This window comes from Actinorhabdospora filicis (assembly GCF_030269765.1).
Lineage (GTDB): Bacteria > Actinomycetota > Actinomycetes > Mycobacteriales > Micromonosporaceae > Actinorhabdospora > Actinorhabdospora filicis.
The window spans coordinates 1,480,134-1,496,913 of record NZ_BSTX01000001.1; the positions used below are offsets into that span (position 1 = coordinate 1,480,134).

Here is a 16,780-nt window from a genome sequence, read left to right on the forward strand (position 1 = left end):
CTCAGCCGGTGGGCCGTTTGCGCAGGGCGTCGACGTAGTCCTCGGGCGCGCCGGCCTTCTCGGCGGCGGCGGCGAGTTCGGCGAGGTACCAGCTGGACGGCAGGCCGCCCTCGTACCCGTTGAACACGTACATCCAGGCCGAGGCGTCCCCGTTCAGGGTGGCGACCTGGGCGTGGAGTCTGCGGTACACGCCGCCGGTGGCGCCCTCCAGTTCGTCGAGGGTCGCGGCGTCGACGGTGTCGACGTCATAGAGCGCGACGAAGACCCGGTCGCCCGGTGATTCGACGATGGTGGCGAGTGATCCCTCCCACCCGAGCTCGGCGCCGGCGAACGTCAGTCGCCAGCCCTCCAGCCATCCGGTGTCGACCTGGGGAGAGTGTGGGCAGGTGGCCCGCATCCGTCCGGGGTCGAGGTTAGATCCGTACGCGGCATACAGCGGCACTGTACGACGATAGCTTGAGAGACAATGCCGTGGAAGCATTGTGCCCGGACAAAACCCCGGCAAGGCGGCGAGGAAGGTACTCAAGTGACCCGGATAGCGATCATCGGCGGGGGTCCGGCCGGCTACGAGGCGGCCCTCGTGGCGGCCCAACTCGACGCCGACGTCACCGTGATCGAGGCGGCCGGCGCGGGCGGCGAATGCGTCCTGTCGGACTGTATTCCCAGCAAGACGTTCATCGCGTCGTCCGGAATGGTCACGGCCGCGCGGCGTTCGTCGCGTCTGGGCGTGACCATTCCCGAGGTCGCGGTGGACGCCGCCTCGGTCCACCAGCGGGTCAAGGCCCTGGCGGTGGCGCAGTCGGAAGATGTACACGCGAAACTGGTGAAGGCGGGCGTGTCGTTCGTGGCGGGCACCGCCGCGCTGGCCGGTTCCGCCGAGGCCCACCAGCACAAGGTCGCCGTCACGCCCTTCGAGGGCGAGCCCTACGAGATCGACGCCGACGTGGTCCTGCTGGCCACCGGCGCCACCCCGCGCATGCTGCGCGACGCGCAGCCCGACGGCGAGCGCATCCTGACCTGGCGGCAGGTCTACGACCTGGCCGAGCTGCCCACGCGGCTGATCGTGGTGGGTTCGGGCGTGACGGGCGCGGAGTTCGCCGGGGCGTACCAGGCGATGGGCGTGGACGTGACGCTGCTGTCGAGCCGCGAGCGGGTCATGCCGCACGAGGACGCCGACGCGGCCATGGCGATCGAGAACGTGTTCCGCGAGCGGGGCATGACGATCCTGCCGCAGGCGCGCGCGGCCTCGGTCAAGCGCGACGGGGACGGCGTGCGGGTCGAGCTGACCGACGGGCGCGTGGTGGAGGGTTCGCACGCGCTGATGACGGTGGGCTCGGTCCCCAACACCGCCGACCTGAACCTGGCGGCGGCCGGGGTCGAGCGCGGCCCGGGCGGGTTCATCACCGTCGACCGGGTCTCGCGCACGAACGTGCCGGGCATCTACGCCGCCGGTGACGTCACCGGTGTGCTGATGCTGGCCTCGGTGGCGGCGATGCAGGGGCGCATCGCGATGTGGCACGCGCTGGGCGAGGCCGTCCAGCCGCTGCGGCTGAAGAAGGTCGCCTCGAACGTGTTCACCGACCCGGAGCTGGCCACCGTCGGCATCACGCAGGCGGACAAGGACTCCGGTACGGTCCCGGCGCGCGTGGTGATGCTGCCGCTGGAGGGCAACGCGCGCGCGAAGATGAACGGCTACACCGACGGTTTCGTGAAGCTGTTCTGCCGCCCGGCCTCGGGCCTGGTGGTGGGCGGTGTCGTGGTGGGTTCGCGCGCGAGCGAGCTGATCCTGCCGATCGCGATGGCGGTGGAGAACCACCTGACGGTGGCCGAGCTGGCGCAGACGATCACGATCTACCCGTCCCTGTCGGGTTCGATCACCGAGGCGGCGCGTCAGCTGATGCGGCACGAGTTCGAGTGAGCCCGTCGGGCGGGTGAGCGAGGACGGGCGTGGCGATGCCGGAGGCGGCGCGGCCGGTGTGCGCGCTCCTGACGGATGCCCGGTGGCCCCCGGTGCCTGTAGAAAGGTGAGGTGCCGGAACCCTGCCCGCGGTGGACCTTAGCCCCGATCCCGCCCCTGCCCCTGATCGGCCCGGCCACCGGCATCGCCTCCGGTGACCTGCCGGGCCGGGTCGAGGCGTACCCGGGACGGATGCTCACGCGGCGAACCCGCGCCCGGCCCGCCACCCCATGGCGAGATCACGCGCGCGACCGCCCGATCCCGCGCGGGTTCGGCTCATGACCTTCCGCGCCAGGCTGACGGGCGTCGTGCTCGGGGCGGTGGTCCTGGGGCTGCTGGTCAACGTCGCCAGCGGTGAGCTGCCCGCCGCCTTCGGGCCCTACAAGTGGACCGCGTGGCTGGCCGTCCCGTTCGCCGCCGCCGGTCTGGCGCTGTGGGAGTGGCGGACCGGCCGCTCGCGGCACGGCTCGGCCGCGCGGACCCGGCGTCTGCTGCTGGTCAAGCAGCGTGACGCGTGGGTGCGGGGTGTCCTGGACGCCTCGATGTACCGCGAGGCGCGGGTCCGGCTCAACTACGACGCCGCCATCGACGAGCCGCACCCGTGGGCGGCGACGGCTTATGTGCCCGGCGCGCCGCCGCGCCCGGCGGGGCGGGACGTGACCCGGCTGTTCGGCGACGAGATGCACGGCTGGATGCTGATCCTCGGCGAGCCGGGCTCGGGGAAGACGACGGTGCTGCTGGAGCTGCTGCGCGATCTCCTGGACGCCGCCGCCGAGCCGGGCGAGCCGGTGCCGCTGATGCTGAACCTGTCCTCGTGGCGCTCGGGCGACCTGGCGTCGTGGGCGGTCGCGGAGGCGGCGTCGCGGTACGGCGTCCCGCGTGAGCACGTGCCGCTGGAGCTGCTGCTGCTCGACGGGCTGGACGAGGTCGCCGAGGACGCGCGCCCGGCGTGCGTGCGGGCGGTGAACGCGTTCCGCGAGGCGCACCCGACGGTGCCGGTGGCCGTGGTCTCGCGGACCGCCGAGTACGCCGGGCTGGGCGAGTCCCTGCGCCTGCGGGGACGCCTGGAGATCCGGCCGCTCACCGCGGGCGAGGTCGACCGGTTCCTGCGCGCGCGTCGCCGGGGCGGCCTGATCGGCGTCCTGGACACCGACGCGGAGCTGCGCGCGCTGGTCACCACGCCGCTGCTGCTGAACGTGCTGATGCTCACCGAGATGCCCGCCCGGGAGGAGGGCGACGCGCGGGAGCGGCTGCTGGCGGCCTACGTCGACCGGATGCTCGCGCAGCGGCCCGATCCGCGCTTCCCGCCGGAGAAGGTGAAGGGGTGGCTGGGTTTCCTGGCGCGGCTGACGAAGCAGCACGGCGGCACGGTTTTCGGTTTCGACGACCTGGACGGCTCCTGGACACCCGGGTCGGGCTTCTTCGCCTGGGCGGCTCAACTGAACGCGGCGGCGGTCCTGGCGGTGTTCCCGGTGCTGAGCGGGTGGCTGTGGGCGGGCCGGGCGGGACTGGCGGCGGGCGTGGTGGCGGCCCTGCCGATGTTCGCGCCGCACCGGCTGAGCGTGCGCGCCACCGACCTCACCGCGAGATCGCGCTCGCGTGTGCGCGTCGCGCCGGTGCACGTGGTGGTCGCGGCCGTCGTCGCGGTGGCGGTGGGCGCGGCGGCCGTCCTGCGCGCCGGCGGGTTCACGGCCATGTCGACGGGGCAGGCCCTCGGCGGGCTCCTGGCCGCCGCGACGACGCTGGTGGCGGTGCTGGTGTTCCGCCCGGCGGTGGTGCGCGGGCTGAGCGTGCGTCCGCGGCATGAGCGCGCCGAGTCGCCCTCACCGGCCGGGCGCGCGCTGCTGCGCGCCACCGTCGACCGCGCGGTGGTGGCCGGGGCGGCGGCGGTGTTCGTGGTCTCGGCGCCGCTGCCGGGCGATTGGTTCGGGGACGCCTTCGCGTTCATGCCGTTCTGCGCGGTGACCGCGATGGTCCACGTCCTGCACGTGGGCGTGTCGGGCCTCGTCGAGCAGCGCGCGGTCCGCCGTGCCCTCGCCCGCCGCGACCTGCTCCCCCATCCGGCCGCCCCCATGCTCGAACACGCCCGCGCGTGCCTGCTGCTGCGCCGGGTCGGGCGGGACTGGATCTTCGTGCACGCGCTCATCCGCGATCATCTCGCGCGCGAAAGAGTCCGGTAGGCGACGTTCGCACAATCTGTCCGTCATGCCCCGGGTACACGAGCGCACGATTACTCACGTATCCCCGGATGCGTGCCGAGCCCGACTCCGCGCATCCGGGTGAATCATGTCAGGGCCCGGTGAAGCGGTAGAAGACCTCGGGGTCGCCCTCGTCCAGGCCGTGGACCATCCCGCACGCCTCCCACCCGCAGCGCGCCAGCAGGCGTTGCATCGGCTGGTTCGACAGGTTCGCCGACGTGAAGGTCCCGGCCGACGAGGCCTCGCGCAGCAGCGCCTCGCCGACACCCTCACCGCGGGCACCGGCGGCCACCATGAGCATCGCCAGGAACGGCCGCCCGAAGAACTCGCGCGTCACCGCCGTGTAGCCGCGCGGCGAGCCGTCGTCGTACACGCGGACGTGCCCGGCGGCGACCCACCCGGCGATCTCCGCCGCCCGTTCGGGGCCGCCGACGGTGTCCAGGCGCGACAGTGCCGCCACGTCCTCGGACGTGGCGGCGCGGATCGGCGGAGCGGTCACACGCCCGCCGGGTGCCAGACCGTCTTCGTCTCGGTCCAGGTCCGCAGGCGCTTGAGCGTGGGCTCGGCGAGGAAGTCCTCGGCGGCCGGGCGCAGGACGCGCTTGAGGTTGTCGGCGGCGGCGGCCTCCAGCGTGCGGGCGAGCTCGGGGTCGTCCACACCCGTGAGGTCGAGGCCGTTGACGTCGGCGTGCGAGGCGAGGTGGGGGGCCATCTCGCCGGTGTGGCCGGTGAGGATGTTGACCACGCCGCCGGGGAAGTCGGAGGTGGCCAGGACCTCGCCGAGGGTCACCGCGGGCAGCGGCATCTTCTCGCTGGCGATGACCACGACGGTGTTGCCGGTGACGATGGCGGGCGCGATCGCGCTGACGAGCCCGAGGAGGGGCGCGTGCTGGGGCGCGATGACGCCGACGACGCCGGTCGGTTCGGGCGAGGAGAGGTTGAAGTAGGGCCCGGCGACGGGGTTGCCGTTGCCGAGGACCTGCGGGACCTTGTCGGCCCAGCCCGCGTACCAGACCCACCGGTCGATGGTGGCGTCCACGCGCGCCTCGGCCTGCTTGCGGGAGCCGCCCTCGGCGGCGCGCAGCTCCTCGGCGAACTGGGCGCGGCGGCCCTCCATCATCTCCGCGGCGCGGTAGAGGATCTGGCCGCGCAGGTAGGCGGTGGCGGTGGCCCAGCCCTTCTGGGCGGCGCGGGCGGCCACGACGGCGTCGCGGACGTCCTTGCGGGAGGACCTGGAGGCGTTGGCCAGGACGGTCCCGTCGGCACCGGTCACGAGGTAGGACCTCCCGGACTCGCTGCGCGGGAACTTCCCGCCCACGTACAGCTTGTAGGTCTTGCGGACGGCGATGCGACCGGTCTCAGACATCGAGGTAGGCCTCCAGACCCTGACGCCCGCCCTCGCGGCCGTAACCGGACTCCTTGTACCCGCCGAAGGGCGAGGTCGGGTCGAACTTGTTGAACGTGTTCGCCCACACCACGCCCGCGCGCAGGCGGTCGGCGAGCCACAGGATCCGCGAGCCCTTCTCCGTCCACACGCCCGCCGACAGGCCGTAGGGGGTGTTGTTGGCCTTGGCGACGGCCTCGTCGGGGGTGCGGAAGGTCAGCACCGACAGGACCGGCCCGAAGATCTCCTCGCGGGCGATGCGGTGCGACTGGGACACGCCGGTGAAGACCGTGGGCGCGAACCAGAAGCCGCGCTCGGGCAGGACGCAGGGCGCGGTGTAGCGCTCGGCGCCCTCGGCCTCGCCGATCTGCGAGAGGGCCCGGATGCGCTCCAGCTGCTCGGCGGAGTTGATGGCGCCGACGTCGGTGTTCTTGTCCAGCGGGTCGCCCACGCGCAGGGTGCCCATGCGTCGGCGCAGCCTGGCCAGGAACTCCTCGGCGATCGACTCCTGGAGCAGCAGCCGCGATCCGGCGCAGCAGACGTGTCCCTGGTTGAAGAAGATGCCGTTGACGGTGCCCTCGACGGCCTGGTCGATGGCGGCGTCGTCGAAGACGATGTTGGCGGCCTTGCCGCCCAGTTCGAGGGTGAGCTTCTTGCGCGTCCCGGCCACGGCCCGGGCGATGCGGCGCCCGACCTCGGTGGAGCCGGTGAAGGCGACCTTGTTCACGTCGGGGTGCTCGACGAGGGTGGCGCCGGTGGCGCCCGCGCCGGTCACGATGTTCACCACGCCGGCCGGGAGCTCGGCCTGCTGGCAGATCTCGGCGAACAGCAGCGCGGTCAGCGGCGTGGTCTCGGCCGGCTTCAGCACGACGGTGTTGCCGCAGGCCAGGGCCGGGGCGATCTTCCACGCCAGCATCAGCAGCGGGAAGTTCCACGGGATGACCTGACCGGCCACGCCCAGCGCCTTCGGGTCGGCCCCGAACCCGGCGTGCCCGAGCTTGTCGGCCCACCCGGCGTAGTAGAAGAAGTGCGCGGCGACCAGGGGGATGTCGACGTCGCGGGACTCCTTGATGGGCTTGCCGTTGTCCAGCGACTCCAGCACGGCCAGCTCGCGCCCGCGCTCCTGGATGATGCGCGCGATGCGGAACAGGTACTTCGCCCGCTCCGAGCCCGGCATCGGGCCCCACACCTTCTCGTAGGCGCGGCGCGCGGCGGCCACGGCCGCGTCGACGTCCTCGGAGGTGGCGGCGGCGACCTCGGCGAGGGTCTCCTCGGTGGCCGGGTTGACGGTCTTGAACGCCTCACCCTTGCCGTCGACGAACTTCCCGTCAATGAACAGGCCGTAGGACGGCTTGATGTCGACGACGTCCCGCGACTCGGGCGCCGGCGCGTATTCGAACATCGTCATCAGTCCACCGTCACGTAGTCGGGGCCACTGTAATGGCCGGTGGCGAGCTTCTGGCGCTGCATGAGCAGGTCGTTCAGGAGGCTGGAGGCGCCGAAGCGGAACCAGTCGGGGTCCAGCCAGTCGGGTCCGGCGACCTCGTTGACCACGACGAGGTACTTCATGGCGTCCTTGGTGGTCTTGATGCCACCGGCGGGCTTCACGCCGACCTGGCGGCCGGTGAGCTCGCGGAAGTCGCGGACGGCCTCCAGCATGATCATCGTCACCGGCAGCGTCGCCGCCGGGGCGACCTTGCCCGTGGAGGTCTTGATGAAGTCGGCCCCGGCGCGCATCGCCAGCCACGACGCCTTGCGCACATTGTCGTAGGTGCCCAGCTCACCGGTCTCCAGGATCACCTTCAGGTGGGCCTTGCCGCAGGCCTCCTTGATCGCCACGATCTCGTCGAAGACGTGCTGGTAGTCGCCGGCCAGGAACGCGCCCCGGCTGATGACCATGTCGATCTCGTCGGCACCGGCCTCGACGGCCGCGCGCGTGTCGTCCAGCTTCACCTGGAGCGGCGCCTGGCCCGAAGGGAACGCCGTCGCCACGCTCGCCAAATGCACCCCGGAGCCCTTCAGGGCCGCCGCGGCCACCGGGACCATCGACGGGTACACGCAGATCGCGGCCGTGCTCGGGCACGTGGGGTCACTGGGCTCGGGACGGATCGCCTTCGCGCAGAGAGTGCGGACCTTGCCGGGCGTGTCGGCCCCCTCCAGCGTGGTCAGGTCGACCATGCGGATGGACAGGTCGATCGCCCACGCTTTCGCGCTGGTCTTGATCGACCGTGTGGCCAGGCTCGCGGCGCGCTGCTCGGCGCCGACCTGGTCGACGCCCGGCAGGCCCGCCAGAAGGGTGGACAGCTCGGTCATGAACAGGAGTCTACGGGCCACCCCCCGGAGCTACCGGAGAGTAGCCGCTAGGGTCTGTGGACGTGGAAGTACACGTCGTAGACCATCCCCTGGCCGCCGCGCGGCTCACCGCCATGCGCGACGCGCGCACCGACTCCGGACAGTTCCGGGCGGCCCTGCACGAACTGACCACCCTGCTGGTCTACGAGGCCACCCGCACCATCGCCGCCGAGCACTTCCCGGTGGCCACCCCCGTCGCCGAGGCACGCGGCACCCGCCTGGCCAACCCGCCGCTGCTGGTCCCCGTCCTGCGCGCCGGCCTCGGCATGGCCGACGCCGCCCACGCCCTCCTGCCCGAGGCGTCCATGGGCTTCGTCGGCCTCGCCCGCGACGAAGAGACCCACGAGCCACGCGCGTACATGGAGTCCCTCCCCGACGACCTCGCCGGCCGCCACGTCATCGTCCTGGACCCCATGCTCGCCACCGGCGGCTCCCTGGTCGCCTGCTGCCGCATGCTCGCCGACCGCGGCGCCACCGACATCGACGTCGTCTGCGTCCTGGCCGCACCGGACGGCGTGGAGACGCTGCGCCAGAGCGGCCTGGTCCCGCGCCTGACGACGGCCTCGATCGACGAGGGTCTGAACGAGGCCGCGTTCATCGTGCCGGGGCTCGGGGACGCGGGGGATCGGCAGTTCGGGGCGTATAGGCGGTTCTGAGCCGGAGTACCGCCTCGGTTATCGCCGGGAAGCCCCGAACCGGCAAGCAGAGCGGGGCTCACCGGCGGTTCTGGCCGGGGGCGTACCGGCGCTCTTGAGAAACGGATGCGCCGCTCTTTGAGCGGCGCATCCGGCCCCTTCGAGCGAGACACATCCGCGTGCCGAGTGCGGCCGCGACCACCATCTCGGGGAAAGTGTCTTCGAGCCCGATCCACCGCAACCTTGGTTCCGGTGGGGGCACTCTCGCGCTGAGGGCCTCGATGGTCTCTTCCAGCACGTCCCGCACTTGAAGTGTCGTCATCGGCATGACGCCAGCCCCGGTCGCCATGCGAATCACGTCCATTCCGTGGTCAGCGACCCGCCGGCTCACTGCCCCCTCCGCAGCGCCACCGCCTCCTCGAACATCCCCCGCGCCGCCGCGCTCCCCACATGGTCGATGTAGTCGCGCGATTCCACGATCAGCCCGTCGCGCACTCGCATCACGAACACGCACGGCACGCGAAACTCCCGCCCGGTGCGAAGGTTGCGGCCCGCGTAGGCGAACTCCGCCACGATCACCTCGGGGTCGCCCGTCTCGTGCACCACGATGTCGACGGGGCGGCGCTCGATGGGGTCGGCCTTGGAATCCGGCGGCCCGGCAAAATGCTTCCGCAGCTCTTCGCGGGTCCGCAGGGGCTCGCCGGGCCAGAGGGGGTGGCGGACGTCGATGCTCTCCGCGTACAGCAGGTGCAGCTCGGGGTCGGCGGCGCAGACGCCCTCGACCAGTCGCTCGAACACCTCGCGTGGTGTGGGGTGGCTCATCGGGCGACCCTAGCCACCGTCCACAAGGAACGGGACTAGCGCGTCACCCGCACGTCGTGTTCGACCATGCTCACCAGCTCCACCGGCAGCGCCGAGTCGGCGGGGATGCCCAGGTCGGAGGGTGCGACACCGGCGGCGACCAGGTGTGAGCCGAGGGCGGCGACCATCGCGCCGTTGTCGGTGCACAGCCCGGGGCGGGGGACGCGGACGCGCATCCCGGCCTTCTCGAAACGCTCCACCGACATCGCGCGCAGGCGCGAGTTGGCCGCGACGCCGCCACCCAGCAGCAGGGTCTCGATGCCGTGCTCCTTGGCCGCGTCGAGGGCCTTGCGGGTCAGGACGTCGCAGACGGCCTCCTGGAAGGACGCCGCCACGTCGTTGACGGGGACGGGCTCGCCGGCCTTCTCGCGGGCCTCGATCCAGCGCGCCACGGCCGTCTTGAGCCCGGAGAAGGAGAAGTCGTAGCGGTGCTTCTCCATGTCGCGGTGACCGGTCAGCCCGCGCGGGAACTCGATCGCGTGCGGGTCGCCGTCCTTGGCCGCGCGGTCGATGGGCGGGCCGCCGGGGAAGGGCATGCCCAGCAGGCGCGCGACCTTGTCGTAGGCCTCACCGGCGGCGTCGTCGATGGTCGCGCCGAGCTGCTCCACGCGCCCGGCGAGGTCCTCCACCAGCAGCAGCGAGGAGTGCCCGCCGGAGACCAGCAGGCCCAGGGCGGGCTCGGGGATGGGCCCGTTCTCCAGGGTGTCGACGGCGATGTGCGCCGAGAGGTGGTTCACGCCGTAGATCGGCTTGCCCGCCGCCAGCGCGTAGGCCTTCGCGGCGGCCACGCCCACCAGCAGCGCGCCGGACAGGCCCGGCCCGGCCGTCACCGCGATCGCGTCGATGTCGCCGAGGGTGACCCCGGCGGTGTCGAGGGCTCGCTGGACGGTCGGGATCATCGCCTCCAGGTGCGCGCGGCTGGCCACCTCCGGCACGACCCCGCCGAAGCGGGCGTGCTGGTCGACGCTGGTGGCGATCGCGTCGGCGAGCAGGGTGTGCCCGCGGACGATGCCGACGCCCGTCTCGTCGCAGGAGGTCTCGATGCCGAGGACCAGCGGTTCGTCCGTCACGAAAGCTCCTTGATCATCACCAGCGCGTCGGTGCCGGTGGCCTGGTAGTAGCCGCGGCGGACGCCGATCTGCTCGAACCCGTAGGAATCGTAGAGCCGCTGGGCGGGGGCGTTGTCCACGGCCACCTCCAGCGCGACGGTCGCCGCGCCCCGGCGCCGGGCCTCGTCCAGCAGATCGCCGACCATGCGCCTGCCGAGGCCGTGCCCGCGCCGCAGGGGGACGACGGCGATGTTGTTGATCCACGCCTCGTCACCGGTCACCGCGAGCCCGGCGTAGCCGGCCAGCTCGCCGTCCTCGACGGCGACGAGGTAGTGGTGCCCGGCGGCCAGTTCGGACCAGAACATGGCCGGGCTCCACGCCTCGGCGGCGAACACCTCGCGCTCGATCGGCTCCAGCGCCTCGATGTGCCACCAGCGCATCCGCTCGATCTCCACGGGTACAGCCTAGGTCGTCGCCGGGGCGGACCGGGCCCGGGCACGCGCGGCGAACGCGAGGAACGGTCGCGTGCCCCTGCCCACTACGCTGGAGCCCCATCCCCTCGGAGGTGCATTGTGTCGCGTTGGATCCGCCCTCTGGCGGCGGTGGCGCTGCTGGCCGCGCTGGTGTCCTGCACGCCCGAAACCCCCGATCCCGAGCCCTCGGCGTCGAACTCCGGACCCGCGGTGACCGCCGAGGGCCCCCTCAAGGTGTCCTGGACGATGCCCTCCGACTTCGCCGAGTCCAGCGCGGTGGCCCTGCCCATGGTCATCGCCGACGACAAGAAGACCCGCATCGCGGCACTGAAGAACGTCGACACCATCGAGGCGGTCATGACCGCCTCCTACGCGCTGCCGCAGGACTTCACCGGCGCCACCGACGAGGCCCTCAAGGCCAAGATCGCCGAGTACGACACCGCCGCCGGGGTCACCCCCCAGGGCGAGCCGATCCTGGCGCTGGCCTCCCGCCACAAGGGCTTCGTGCAGGTCGTCACCAAGTCGGTCAACGGCAAGACGGTGACCTTCGAGGCGACCTACCTGTTCTTCGGCCCGAAGCTGGTGCAGGTCATCTGCCAGTGGGACAAGCAGGAGAGCACCGTCCGAAACGCCTGCCAGACGGTGCTGCGCTCGCTCCAGATCAGCTAGCGACGACCACGCCCGGGGGCGGCACCGCGTCGGGACGCCGCAGGTACAGCGGCGTGAGCTGCTCGGTCGGCGCGCCCGCCCGGATACGCCCGGCGGCCACCGCCACCATCGCCGCCAGGTCGGGGTAGCGCGGCTCGGGCGCCACCGGCAGGCCCAGGACCTCGGCGTACAGCATCGCGCCGTCCCCCACCGCCGAGGTCACGTCGTCCACGGCGAGCGCGGCGGGCTTGTCCACCGCCGGGCCGTCGACGCGCTCACCGTTGTCGTAGACGGCCCAGTAGACCTCGCGGCGGCGGGCGTCGGTGGCGGCGAGCACGCGGCCGGTGGTGAGGGTGCCGATGGCGTCCAGCGAGCACACCCCGTAGGTCGGGACGGCGAGGGCGTGGCCCATCGCGGCGGCGGTGACCAGGCCGACCCGCAGCCCGGTGAACGGGCCCGGCCCGACACCGGCGACGATCGCCGACAGGTCACCGGGGGTGATCCCGGCGGTGGCCAGCGCGGAGGCGATCAGCGGCGCGAGTTCCTCGCCGTGCCTGCGGGCGTCCACGACCCGTTCGGTCGCGCGGATCTCCACACCCGTCTCATCGACGTGGGCGACGGCGGCGGAGGTGGCGGGCGTGGCGGTATCGACGGCGAGAACGAACACGCCGGTCAGCCTAGCCCGGCGAGCCGGTCGGCCCAGTCGCCCCCGGCCGGGACGAACGTGATCTCGCGGACGTCGTCGGCGCGGCGGTCGATGCGAACCTCCAGGTGCGACTCGGCGAGCTGCTCCACCAGCCCCTCGCCCCACTCCACGACCGTGACCGAGTCGGCGACGTCGGCGTCGAGGTCGATGTCGTCGACCTCCAGGGCCCCACCGAGCCGGTAGGCGTCGACGTGCACCAGCGGCAGCGGTCCCTTGTGCACGCGGGAGATCACGAACGTCGGGCTCGTCACCGCCCCCGACACGCCCAGCCCGGCGCCCAGGCCCTGCGTGAACGCGGTCTTGCCCGCGCCCAGCGGGCCGATCAGGACGAGCAGGTCACCCGGCTTGAGCAGCGCGGCGAGACGCTCGCCGAGCGCGCGGGTGTCCTCGACGGTGGCGGCGGTGAACTTCACTGGTCGCTCTTCTTTCGGCGTCGGCTGAACAGTTTCTTCACGGGCCCGGCGGTCACGGCCTCGCTGATGCGGTGCAGCTGCGCCAGCAGCGGCCCGCTGACCTCGTCGGGGAACTCCAGGGGCGCGACGTGCCCCGCCTCGGGCAGCACCACCAGCCGCGCCTGCGGCATCAGCTCGGCGAGCCGGTGGGTGTGCGTCACGGGCGTGAACAGGTCCTTCGCGCCGCCGATGATGAGCACGTCACCGCCGCTGAACACCGGCAGCGAGGCCTCACGGGCGTGCGTCATGAGGGTCTTGAGGTACCCCGCGACGGTCTGCATGGGCGTCGCGGTGTTCATCAGCTCCACGTAGGACACCACGCTCGGGCTGGGCTTGGCCGTGCCGAACCCGTAGCGGCGGGTCAGCAGCCACGCCACGTCCCCCGCGGCCCGCCGGGCCCGGTCGATCATCGACGGCGTCATCCGCGCCGCCCCCGTCACCAGCGGCAGCAGCGGCCGCCGCAGCTGCGAGATCACCTTCGGGAACCCGAAGGACACCTCCGAGAGCCCACCCGAACTCGTCGACAGCAACGCCACGCCCTTGACCCGCTCGGCGAACAGCTCCGGCCGCTGCTCCGCCAGCGCCATGATCGTCATCGCGCCCATCGAATGCCCGATGAGGACGAGGGGGCCCTTGGGCGCCACGGCGTCGATGAGCTCGCCGAGGCTCGCGCCGAGGGTCTCGATGTCGTATTCGGGGATCGGCAGGGCGTCGGAGCGGCCGTGGCCGGGCTGGTCGTAGTAGACGGCGCGGACGGGCAGTTTCGCGGCGGTCAGCGCGCGGCGCTGGAAGTGGAAGGTGCCCATGTCCAGGCAGAAGCCGTGGACGAAGATCGCGGTGAGCGGGGCGTCGGCGGCGCCCTCGATCTCGGCGTAGAGCTTGACGCCGTCGGTGGTGGTGACGGTGGCGGTGGTGTCGTAGGGCAGGATCCCGAAGGGCTCGTCGGCGTAGGGGTCGTCCTCGGCCTTGCGGGCCCGTTTCACCAGGTAGCGCTGGGTGCCCACGCCCGCGGCGATGCCGGCGGCGGCCAGGCCGACGATGGCGCCGATGATCCCGGCCTTTTTGGCCTTGGACGCCTTGGGCTCCTCGCTCATAACGCGCCCCCGATGTACCTGCGCGGCACGCGTGGCGAGACGCGGGTGACGATCTCGTAGTTGATGGTGCCGGTGGCCGTGGCCCAGTCGTCGGCGGAGGGCCCGTCGGGTCCGAACAGGACGGCGGTGTCGCCCTCGGCGACGTCGTGGTCGCCGACGTCGACGACGAACTGGTCCATGCAGACGCGCCCGGCGATGGTGAAGCGCTCACCGTTGATCGCGACGGGCCCGATGGAGGAGGCGGCACGGGGCACGCCGTCACCGTATCCGAGCGGGACGAGCGCGAGGGTGGTCTCGCGGTCGGTGGTGTAGGTGTGGCCGTAGGAGACGCCGGTCCCGGCGGGGACGCGTTTGACGAGCGCGACGCGCGCCCGCAGCGTCATGGCGGGGATGAGGCCGTAGGTCTCCCCGGGCATCGGGGACAGCCCGTAGACGCCGATGCCGGGCCGCACGAGCGTGAAGTGGGTCTCGGGCGCGGCCAGCAGGCCGGGGGTGTTGGCCAGGTGCCGGTGCGGGACCTCCAGCCCGGCGTTCTCGGCGGCCTCCACGGCTGCGACGAACACCGCGAGCTGATCGGCGTTGGCCTGGGCGTCCGGGACGTCGGCGCACGCCAGGTGGCTCCACACGCCCACGACCTCGGCGTGCCCGTCGGCCTGCGCCTTGGCCGCCGCGTCCAGCAGCATCGGCCACTCCTCGGGCCGCGCGCCGTTGCGGGACAGCCCGGTGTCGATCTTGAGGTGCACGCGCGCCGGGCGGCCCGCGTGCTGCGCGGCGGCCGAGAGCTCGGCGACCTGCCCGAGGGTCGAGGCCGACAGGTCGACATCGGCGGCGATCGCGCCGGCGAAGTCCTGCCCGGAGGTGTGCAGCCACGCCAGCGTCGGCGCGGTCACGCCCGCCTCCCGCAGCCGCCGCGCCTCGTCGAGGGTCGCCACGCCCAGCCACGTCGCGCCGCCGCCGAGGGCGGCCCGCGCGGAGGGCACCAGGCCGTGCCCGTACCCGTCGGCCTTGACGACGGCCATGACCTCGGCGCTCGTCATGGACGCCAGCAGCGCCGTGTTGGCGCCGATGGCGTCGAGGTCGATGAGCGCCTCGGTCTGATCAAGCATGGTCACAGCGTACGTCCGGGCGCGGTTCGGGCGGATGTGTCCCCGTGCGGCGCCCGCTGGACGGGAAGCCTCAGCCGACGACGTCCCGCACGACCTCCCGCAGCGCATCGGCCACCCGCGGCGCCGTCACCGGCCCGTCGGCGGCCGCCCGCGCGCCCGCCAGGCCGTGCAGATAGGCCGCCGAGACCGCCGCGAGCGCCGGTTCCACACCCGAGGCCAGCAGTGACCCCAGCAGGCCCGACAGGACGTCGCCCGACCCGGCCGTGGACAGCGCCGGATGCCCGGTGGGGTTGGCGTAGGCGCGCCCGTCGGGGGCGGCGACGACCGTGCGGTGGCCCTTCAGCAGCACCACCGCGCCGGTGCGCTCGGCGAGCTCGCGGGCGGCGGCGACGCGGTCGGGGCCGGGCTCGCGTCCGAAGAGGCGCGCGAACTCCCGGTCGTGGGGGGTCAGAACGGTGGGACCTTGGCGCCCGGCGAGGGCGGCGGGGTCCTGCGACAGGAGGGTGATCGCGTCGGCGTCGACGCACACCGGGACGGGATGGTCCAGCATCGACATCAGTTCGGCGCGCGCGACACCGTCGGTGCCGAGCCCCGGCCCGACGGTCCACGCCTGGACGCGCCCGGCCTCGGCGGCCCGCCAGTACGTCACGACCTCCGGGTGCGCCCCGGCGACCTCGCGCGCGGCGGGACCGGCGTAGCGCACGTACCCGCCCGGCCCGGCCAGCGCGCCGGCCACGGCCAGCCGCGCCGCGCCCGGGTAGCGCGCCGATCCGGCGGCGATGCCCAGGACCCCGCGCGTGTACTTGTCGTCGCCGGGACGCGGGCGGCGCCACGCGGCGGCCACGTCGGCCGAGGAGGGGATCAGCACGTACGGCTCGTCCAGGTACGGGCCGAGGCCGATGTCGGCTACCTCGATCAGCCCGGCGCGCGCGGCGGCCGGTCCCACGACGAGGGCGGGTTTGAGGCACCCGAAGGTGATGGTCACGTCGGCGGTGACGGCCGGTCCGGGCACGTCGCCGGTGTCGACGTCCACACCGGACGGCAGGTCCACGGCGAGCACCGGGGCGGTGAGGCCCTCGACGATCGCGGCGGCGTCCTCGCGCAGCCCGGGGCGCCCGCCGATGCCGAGGATCCCGTCGATCACGAGGTCCACACGCGACGGTGGCGTGTGGACGACCCGGCCACCGGCGTTCAGGAGGTCGGCGAGAGCGTCCTCGTGCGTCCGGGACGCCAGGGGCAGCGCGAGCACCCGCGCGCCCCGCCGGGCCAGGCGCGCGCCCGCGTACAGCGCGTCCCCGCCGTTGTCGCCGGGACCGGTCAGCACCAGCACCGTCGAGCCGTACACGCCGTCCAGCATCAGCGCGGCCCGCCGCGCCAACGCCGCCGCGGCCCGTTGCATCAACGTTCCATTGGGGACGGTCGCCATCAGCGCGGCCTCGGCGGCCCGAACCCGCCCGGCCCGCCACGCGCCCCGCATCAGGCCTCCGCGACGACGATCGCCGAGGCGATCCCGCCGTCGTGCGACAGCGACAGATGCCAGCGCGCCACACCACGGTCGGCCGCGGCGGCCGCGACCGTGCCCGCCACCGTCAGCCACGGGCGGCCGTCCGGATCGGACACCACCTCGCAGTCGTGCCAGTGCAGGCCCGTGGGCGCGCCCAGCGCCTTGGCCACCGCCTCCTTCGCGGCGAACCGCGCCGCCAGCGACTCCGGCGAACGCAACCGGCCGCCGGACGCCGTCCGCTCACTCTCGGTGAACAAACGGTCGGCCAGCAGAGGCGTGCGGGTCAAGGCCCGCGCGAATCGCTCGACGAGAACCACGTCGATCCCTACCGCGACGATCACCCGCCAACCCTTACACAAGAA

Annotated in this window: 18 protein-coding genes; 4 read left to right on the forward strand and 14 right to left on the reverse strand. The window is 73.0% G+C overall.

The window, feature by feature from the left end:
• Nucleotide 1: 1 nt before the first annotated feature.
• Entirely contained in the window at nucleotides 2-481 is a 480-nt protein-coding gene (locus tag QSK10_RS06755; RefSeq protein WP_432705296.1) for a gamma-glutamylcyclotransferase family protein, read from the reverse strand.
• 45 nt (nucleotides 482-526) lie between these two features.
• On the opposite strand from QSK10_RS06755, the gene QSK10_RS06760 reads away from it, so the two are divergent.
• Both QSK10_RS06760 and QSK10_RS06765 read left to right on the forward strand, forming a co-directional pair.
• Nucleotides 527-1,918: an NAD(P)H-quinone dehydrogenase gene (locus QSK10_RS06760; protein ID WP_285661736.1), complete on the forward strand. Its 1,392-nt coding sequence runs from the start codon at nucleotides 527-529 to the stop codon at nucleotides 1,916-1,918.
• Between the two features lie 317 nt (nucleotides 1,919-2,235).
• Entirely contained in the window at nucleotides 2,236-4,137 is a 1,902-nt protein-coding gene (locus tag QSK10_RS06765; protein WP_285661737.1) for an NACHT domain-containing protein, read from the forward strand.
• A 109-nt stretch (nucleotides 4,138-4,246) separates the two neighbouring features.
• Here QSK10_RS06765 and QSK10_RS06770 read toward each other — a convergent pair whose 3' ends face one another.
• Genes QSK10_RS06770 through deoC form a run of 4 tightly spaced genes read right to left on the reverse strand, consistent with a single transcriptional unit; the run spans nucleotide 4,247 to nucleotide 7,851 of the window.
• Nucleotides 4,247-4,654 (reverse strand): GNAT family N-acetyltransferase, encoded by a 408-nt coding sequence (locus tag QSK10_RS06770; RefSeq protein WP_285661738.1) that lies wholly within the window; start codon nucleotides 4,652-4,654, stop codon nucleotides 4,247-4,249.
• Nucleotides 4,651-5,520, reverse strand: a complete 870-nt coding sequence (locus tag QSK10_RS06775; protein ID WP_285661739.1) for an aldehyde dehydrogenase family protein — start codon at nucleotides 5,518-5,520, stop codon at nucleotides 4,651-4,653. Before QSK10_RS06775 ends, QSK10_RS06770 begins: the two co-directional genes overlap by 4 nt.
• Nucleotides 5,513-6,940 (reverse strand): aldehyde dehydrogenase family protein, encoded by a 1,428-nt coding sequence (locus QSK10_RS06780; protein ID WP_285662932.1) that lies wholly within the window; start codon nucleotides 6,938-6,940, stop codon nucleotides 5,513-5,515. Before QSK10_RS06780 ends, QSK10_RS06775 begins: the two co-directional genes overlap by 8 nt.
• A 5-nt stretch (nucleotides 6,941-6,945) precedes the next feature.
• The gene (gene deoC, locus QSK10_RS06785; protein ID WP_285661740.1) at nucleotides 6,946-7,851 is read right to left on the reverse strand and encodes a deoxyribose-phosphate aldolase; all 906 of its coding nucleotides are present in this window, start codon (nucleotides 7,849-7,851) and stop codon (nucleotides 6,946-6,948) included.
• A gap of 62 nt (nucleotides 7,852-7,913) precedes the next feature.
• On the opposite strand from deoC, the gene upp reads away from it, so the two are divergent.
• Nucleotides 7,914-8,546 (forward strand): uracil phosphoribosyltransferase, encoded by a 633-nt coding sequence (gene upp / locus QSK10_RS06790; RefSeq protein WP_285661741.1) that lies wholly within the window; start codon nucleotides 7,914-7,916, stop codon nucleotides 8,544-8,546.
• A 366-nt stretch (nucleotides 8,547-8,912) separates the two neighbouring features.
• Here upp and QSK10_RS06795 read toward each other — a convergent pair whose 3' ends face one another.
• The 3 genes from QSK10_RS06795 to rimI are packed head-to-tail and all read right to left on the reverse strand — an operon-like array spanning nucleotide 8,913 to nucleotide 10,875.
• On the reverse strand, nucleotides 8,913-9,347 hold the full coding sequence (locus QSK10_RS06795; protein WP_285661742.1) for a nuclear transport factor 2 family protein: 435 nt from the start codon (nucleotides 9,345-9,347) through the stop codon (nucleotides 8,913-8,915).
• 35 nt (nucleotides 9,348-9,382) lie between these two features.
• Nucleotides 9,383-10,456 carry a tRNA (adenosine(37)-N6)-threonylcarbamoyltransferase complex transferase subunit TsaD gene (gene tsaD / locus QSK10_RS06800; RefSeq protein WP_285661743.1) on the reverse strand — a complete coding sequence of 358 codons (1,074 nt, stop codon included), beginning with the start codon at nucleotides 10,454-10,456 and terminating at the stop codon, nucleotides 9,383-9,385.
• Nucleotides 10,453-10,875, reverse strand: a complete 423-nt coding sequence (gene rimI / locus QSK10_RS06805) for a ribosomal protein S18-alanine N-acetyltransferase (RefSeq protein WP_285662933.1) — start codon at nucleotides 10,873-10,875, stop codon at nucleotides 10,453-10,455. Before rimI ends, tsaD begins: the two co-directional genes overlap by 4 nt.
• A 132-nt stretch (nucleotides 10,876-11,007) precedes the next feature.
• On the opposite strand from rimI, the gene QSK10_RS06810 reads away from it, so the two are divergent.
• Nucleotides 11,008-11,577 (forward strand): hypothetical protein, encoded by a 570-nt coding sequence (locus QSK10_RS06810; RefSeq protein ID WP_285661744.1) that lies wholly within the window; start codon nucleotides 11,008-11,010, stop codon nucleotides 11,575-11,577.
• Here the strand turns inward: QSK10_RS06810 and tsaB are convergent.
• The 6 genes from tsaB to QSK10_RS06840 all read right to left on the reverse strand — a co-directional run bounded on the left by tsaB (nucleotide 11,570) and on the right by QSK10_RS06840 (nucleotide 16,759).
• The gene (gene tsaB / locus QSK10_RS06815) at nucleotides 11,570-12,223 is read right to left on the reverse strand and encodes a tRNA (adenosine(37)-N6)-threonylcarbamoyltransferase complex dimerization subunit type 1 TsaB (RefSeq protein ID WP_285661745.1); all 654 of its coding nucleotides are present in this window, start codon (nucleotides 12,221-12,223) and stop codon (nucleotides 11,570-11,572) included. The genes QSK10_RS06810 and tsaB overlap by 8 nt on opposite strands.
• Nucleotides 12,224-12,228: 5 nt before the next feature.
• The gene (gene tsaE / locus QSK10_RS06820; RefSeq protein WP_285661746.1) at nucleotides 12,229-12,675 is read right to left on the reverse strand and encodes a tRNA (adenosine(37)-N6)-threonylcarbamoyltransferase complex ATPase subunit type 1 TsaE; all 447 of its coding nucleotides are present in this window, start codon (nucleotides 12,673-12,675) and stop codon (nucleotides 12,229-12,231) included.
• On the reverse strand, nucleotides 12,672-13,808 hold the full coding sequence (locus tag QSK10_RS06825) for an alpha/beta fold hydrolase (protein WP_285661747.1): 1,137 nt from the start codon (nucleotides 13,806-13,808) through the stop codon (nucleotides 12,672-12,674). The genes tsaE and QSK10_RS06825 overlap by 4 nt, the downstream gene beginning before the upstream one ends.
• On the reverse strand, nucleotides 13,805-14,914 hold the full coding sequence (gene alr, locus QSK10_RS06830; RefSeq protein WP_285661748.1) for an alanine racemase: 1,110 nt from the start codon (nucleotides 14,912-14,914) through the stop codon (nucleotides 13,805-13,807). The genes QSK10_RS06825 and alr overlap by 4 nt, the downstream gene beginning before the upstream one ends.
• Nucleotides 14,915-14,984: 70 nt before the next feature.
• Entirely contained in the window at nucleotides 14,985-16,391 is a 1,407-nt protein-coding gene (locus QSK10_RS06835; RefSeq protein WP_285661749.1) for an NAD(P)H-hydrate dehydratase, read from the reverse strand.
• On the reverse strand, nucleotides 16,391-16,759 hold the full coding sequence (locus tag QSK10_RS06840) for a holo-ACP synthase (protein ID WP_285661750.1): 369 nt from the start codon (nucleotides 16,757-16,759) through the stop codon (nucleotides 16,391-16,393). Before QSK10_RS06840 ends, QSK10_RS06835 begins: the two co-directional genes overlap by 1 nt.
• Nucleotides 16,760-16,780 lie beyond the last annotated feature (21 nt).

Excerpts from the sequence above, each read along its gene's own strand:
- QSK10_RS06755 (WP_432705296.1), bottom strand. The coding sequence starts at position 481 with ATGCTTCCACGGCATTGTCTCTCAAGCTATCGTCGTACAGTGCCGCTG.
- QSK10_RS06765 (WP_285661737.1), top strand. The coding sequence starts at position 2,236 with ATGACCTTCCGCGCCAGGCTGACGGGCGTCGTGCTCGGGGCGGTGGTC.
- QSK10_RS06775 (WP_285661739.1), bottom strand. The coding sequence starts at position 5,520 with ATGTCTGAGACCGGTCGCATCGCCGTCCGCAAGACCTACAAGCTGTAC.
- QSK10_RS06780 (WP_285662932.1), bottom strand. The coding sequence starts at position 6,940 with ATGTTCGAATACGCGCCGGCGCCCGAGTCGCGGGACGTCGTCGACATC.
- deoC (WP_285661740.1), bottom strand. The coding sequence starts at position 7,851 with ATGACCGAGCTGTCCACCCTTCTGGCGGGCCTGCCGGGCGTCGACCAG.
- QSK10_RS06795 (WP_285661742.1), bottom strand. The coding sequence starts at position 9,347 with ATGAGCCACCCCACACCACGCGAGGTGTTCGAGCGACTGGTCGAGGGC.
- rimI (WP_285662933.1), bottom strand. The coding sequence starts at position 10,875 with ATGCGCTGGTGGCACATCGAGGCGCTGGAGCCGATCGAGCGCGAGGTG.
- QSK10_RS06825 (WP_285661747.1), bottom strand. The coding sequence starts at position 13,808 with ATGAGCGAGGAGCCCAAGGCGTCCAAGGCCAAAAAGGCCGGGATCATC.
- alr (WP_285661748.1), bottom strand. The coding sequence starts at position 14,914 with ATGCTTGATCAGACCGAGGCGCTCATCGACCTCGACGCCATCGGCGCC.
- QSK10_RS06835 (WP_285661749.1), bottom strand. The coding sequence starts at position 16,391 with ATGCGGGGCGCGTGGCGGGCCGGGCGGGTTCGGGCCGCCGAGGCCGCG.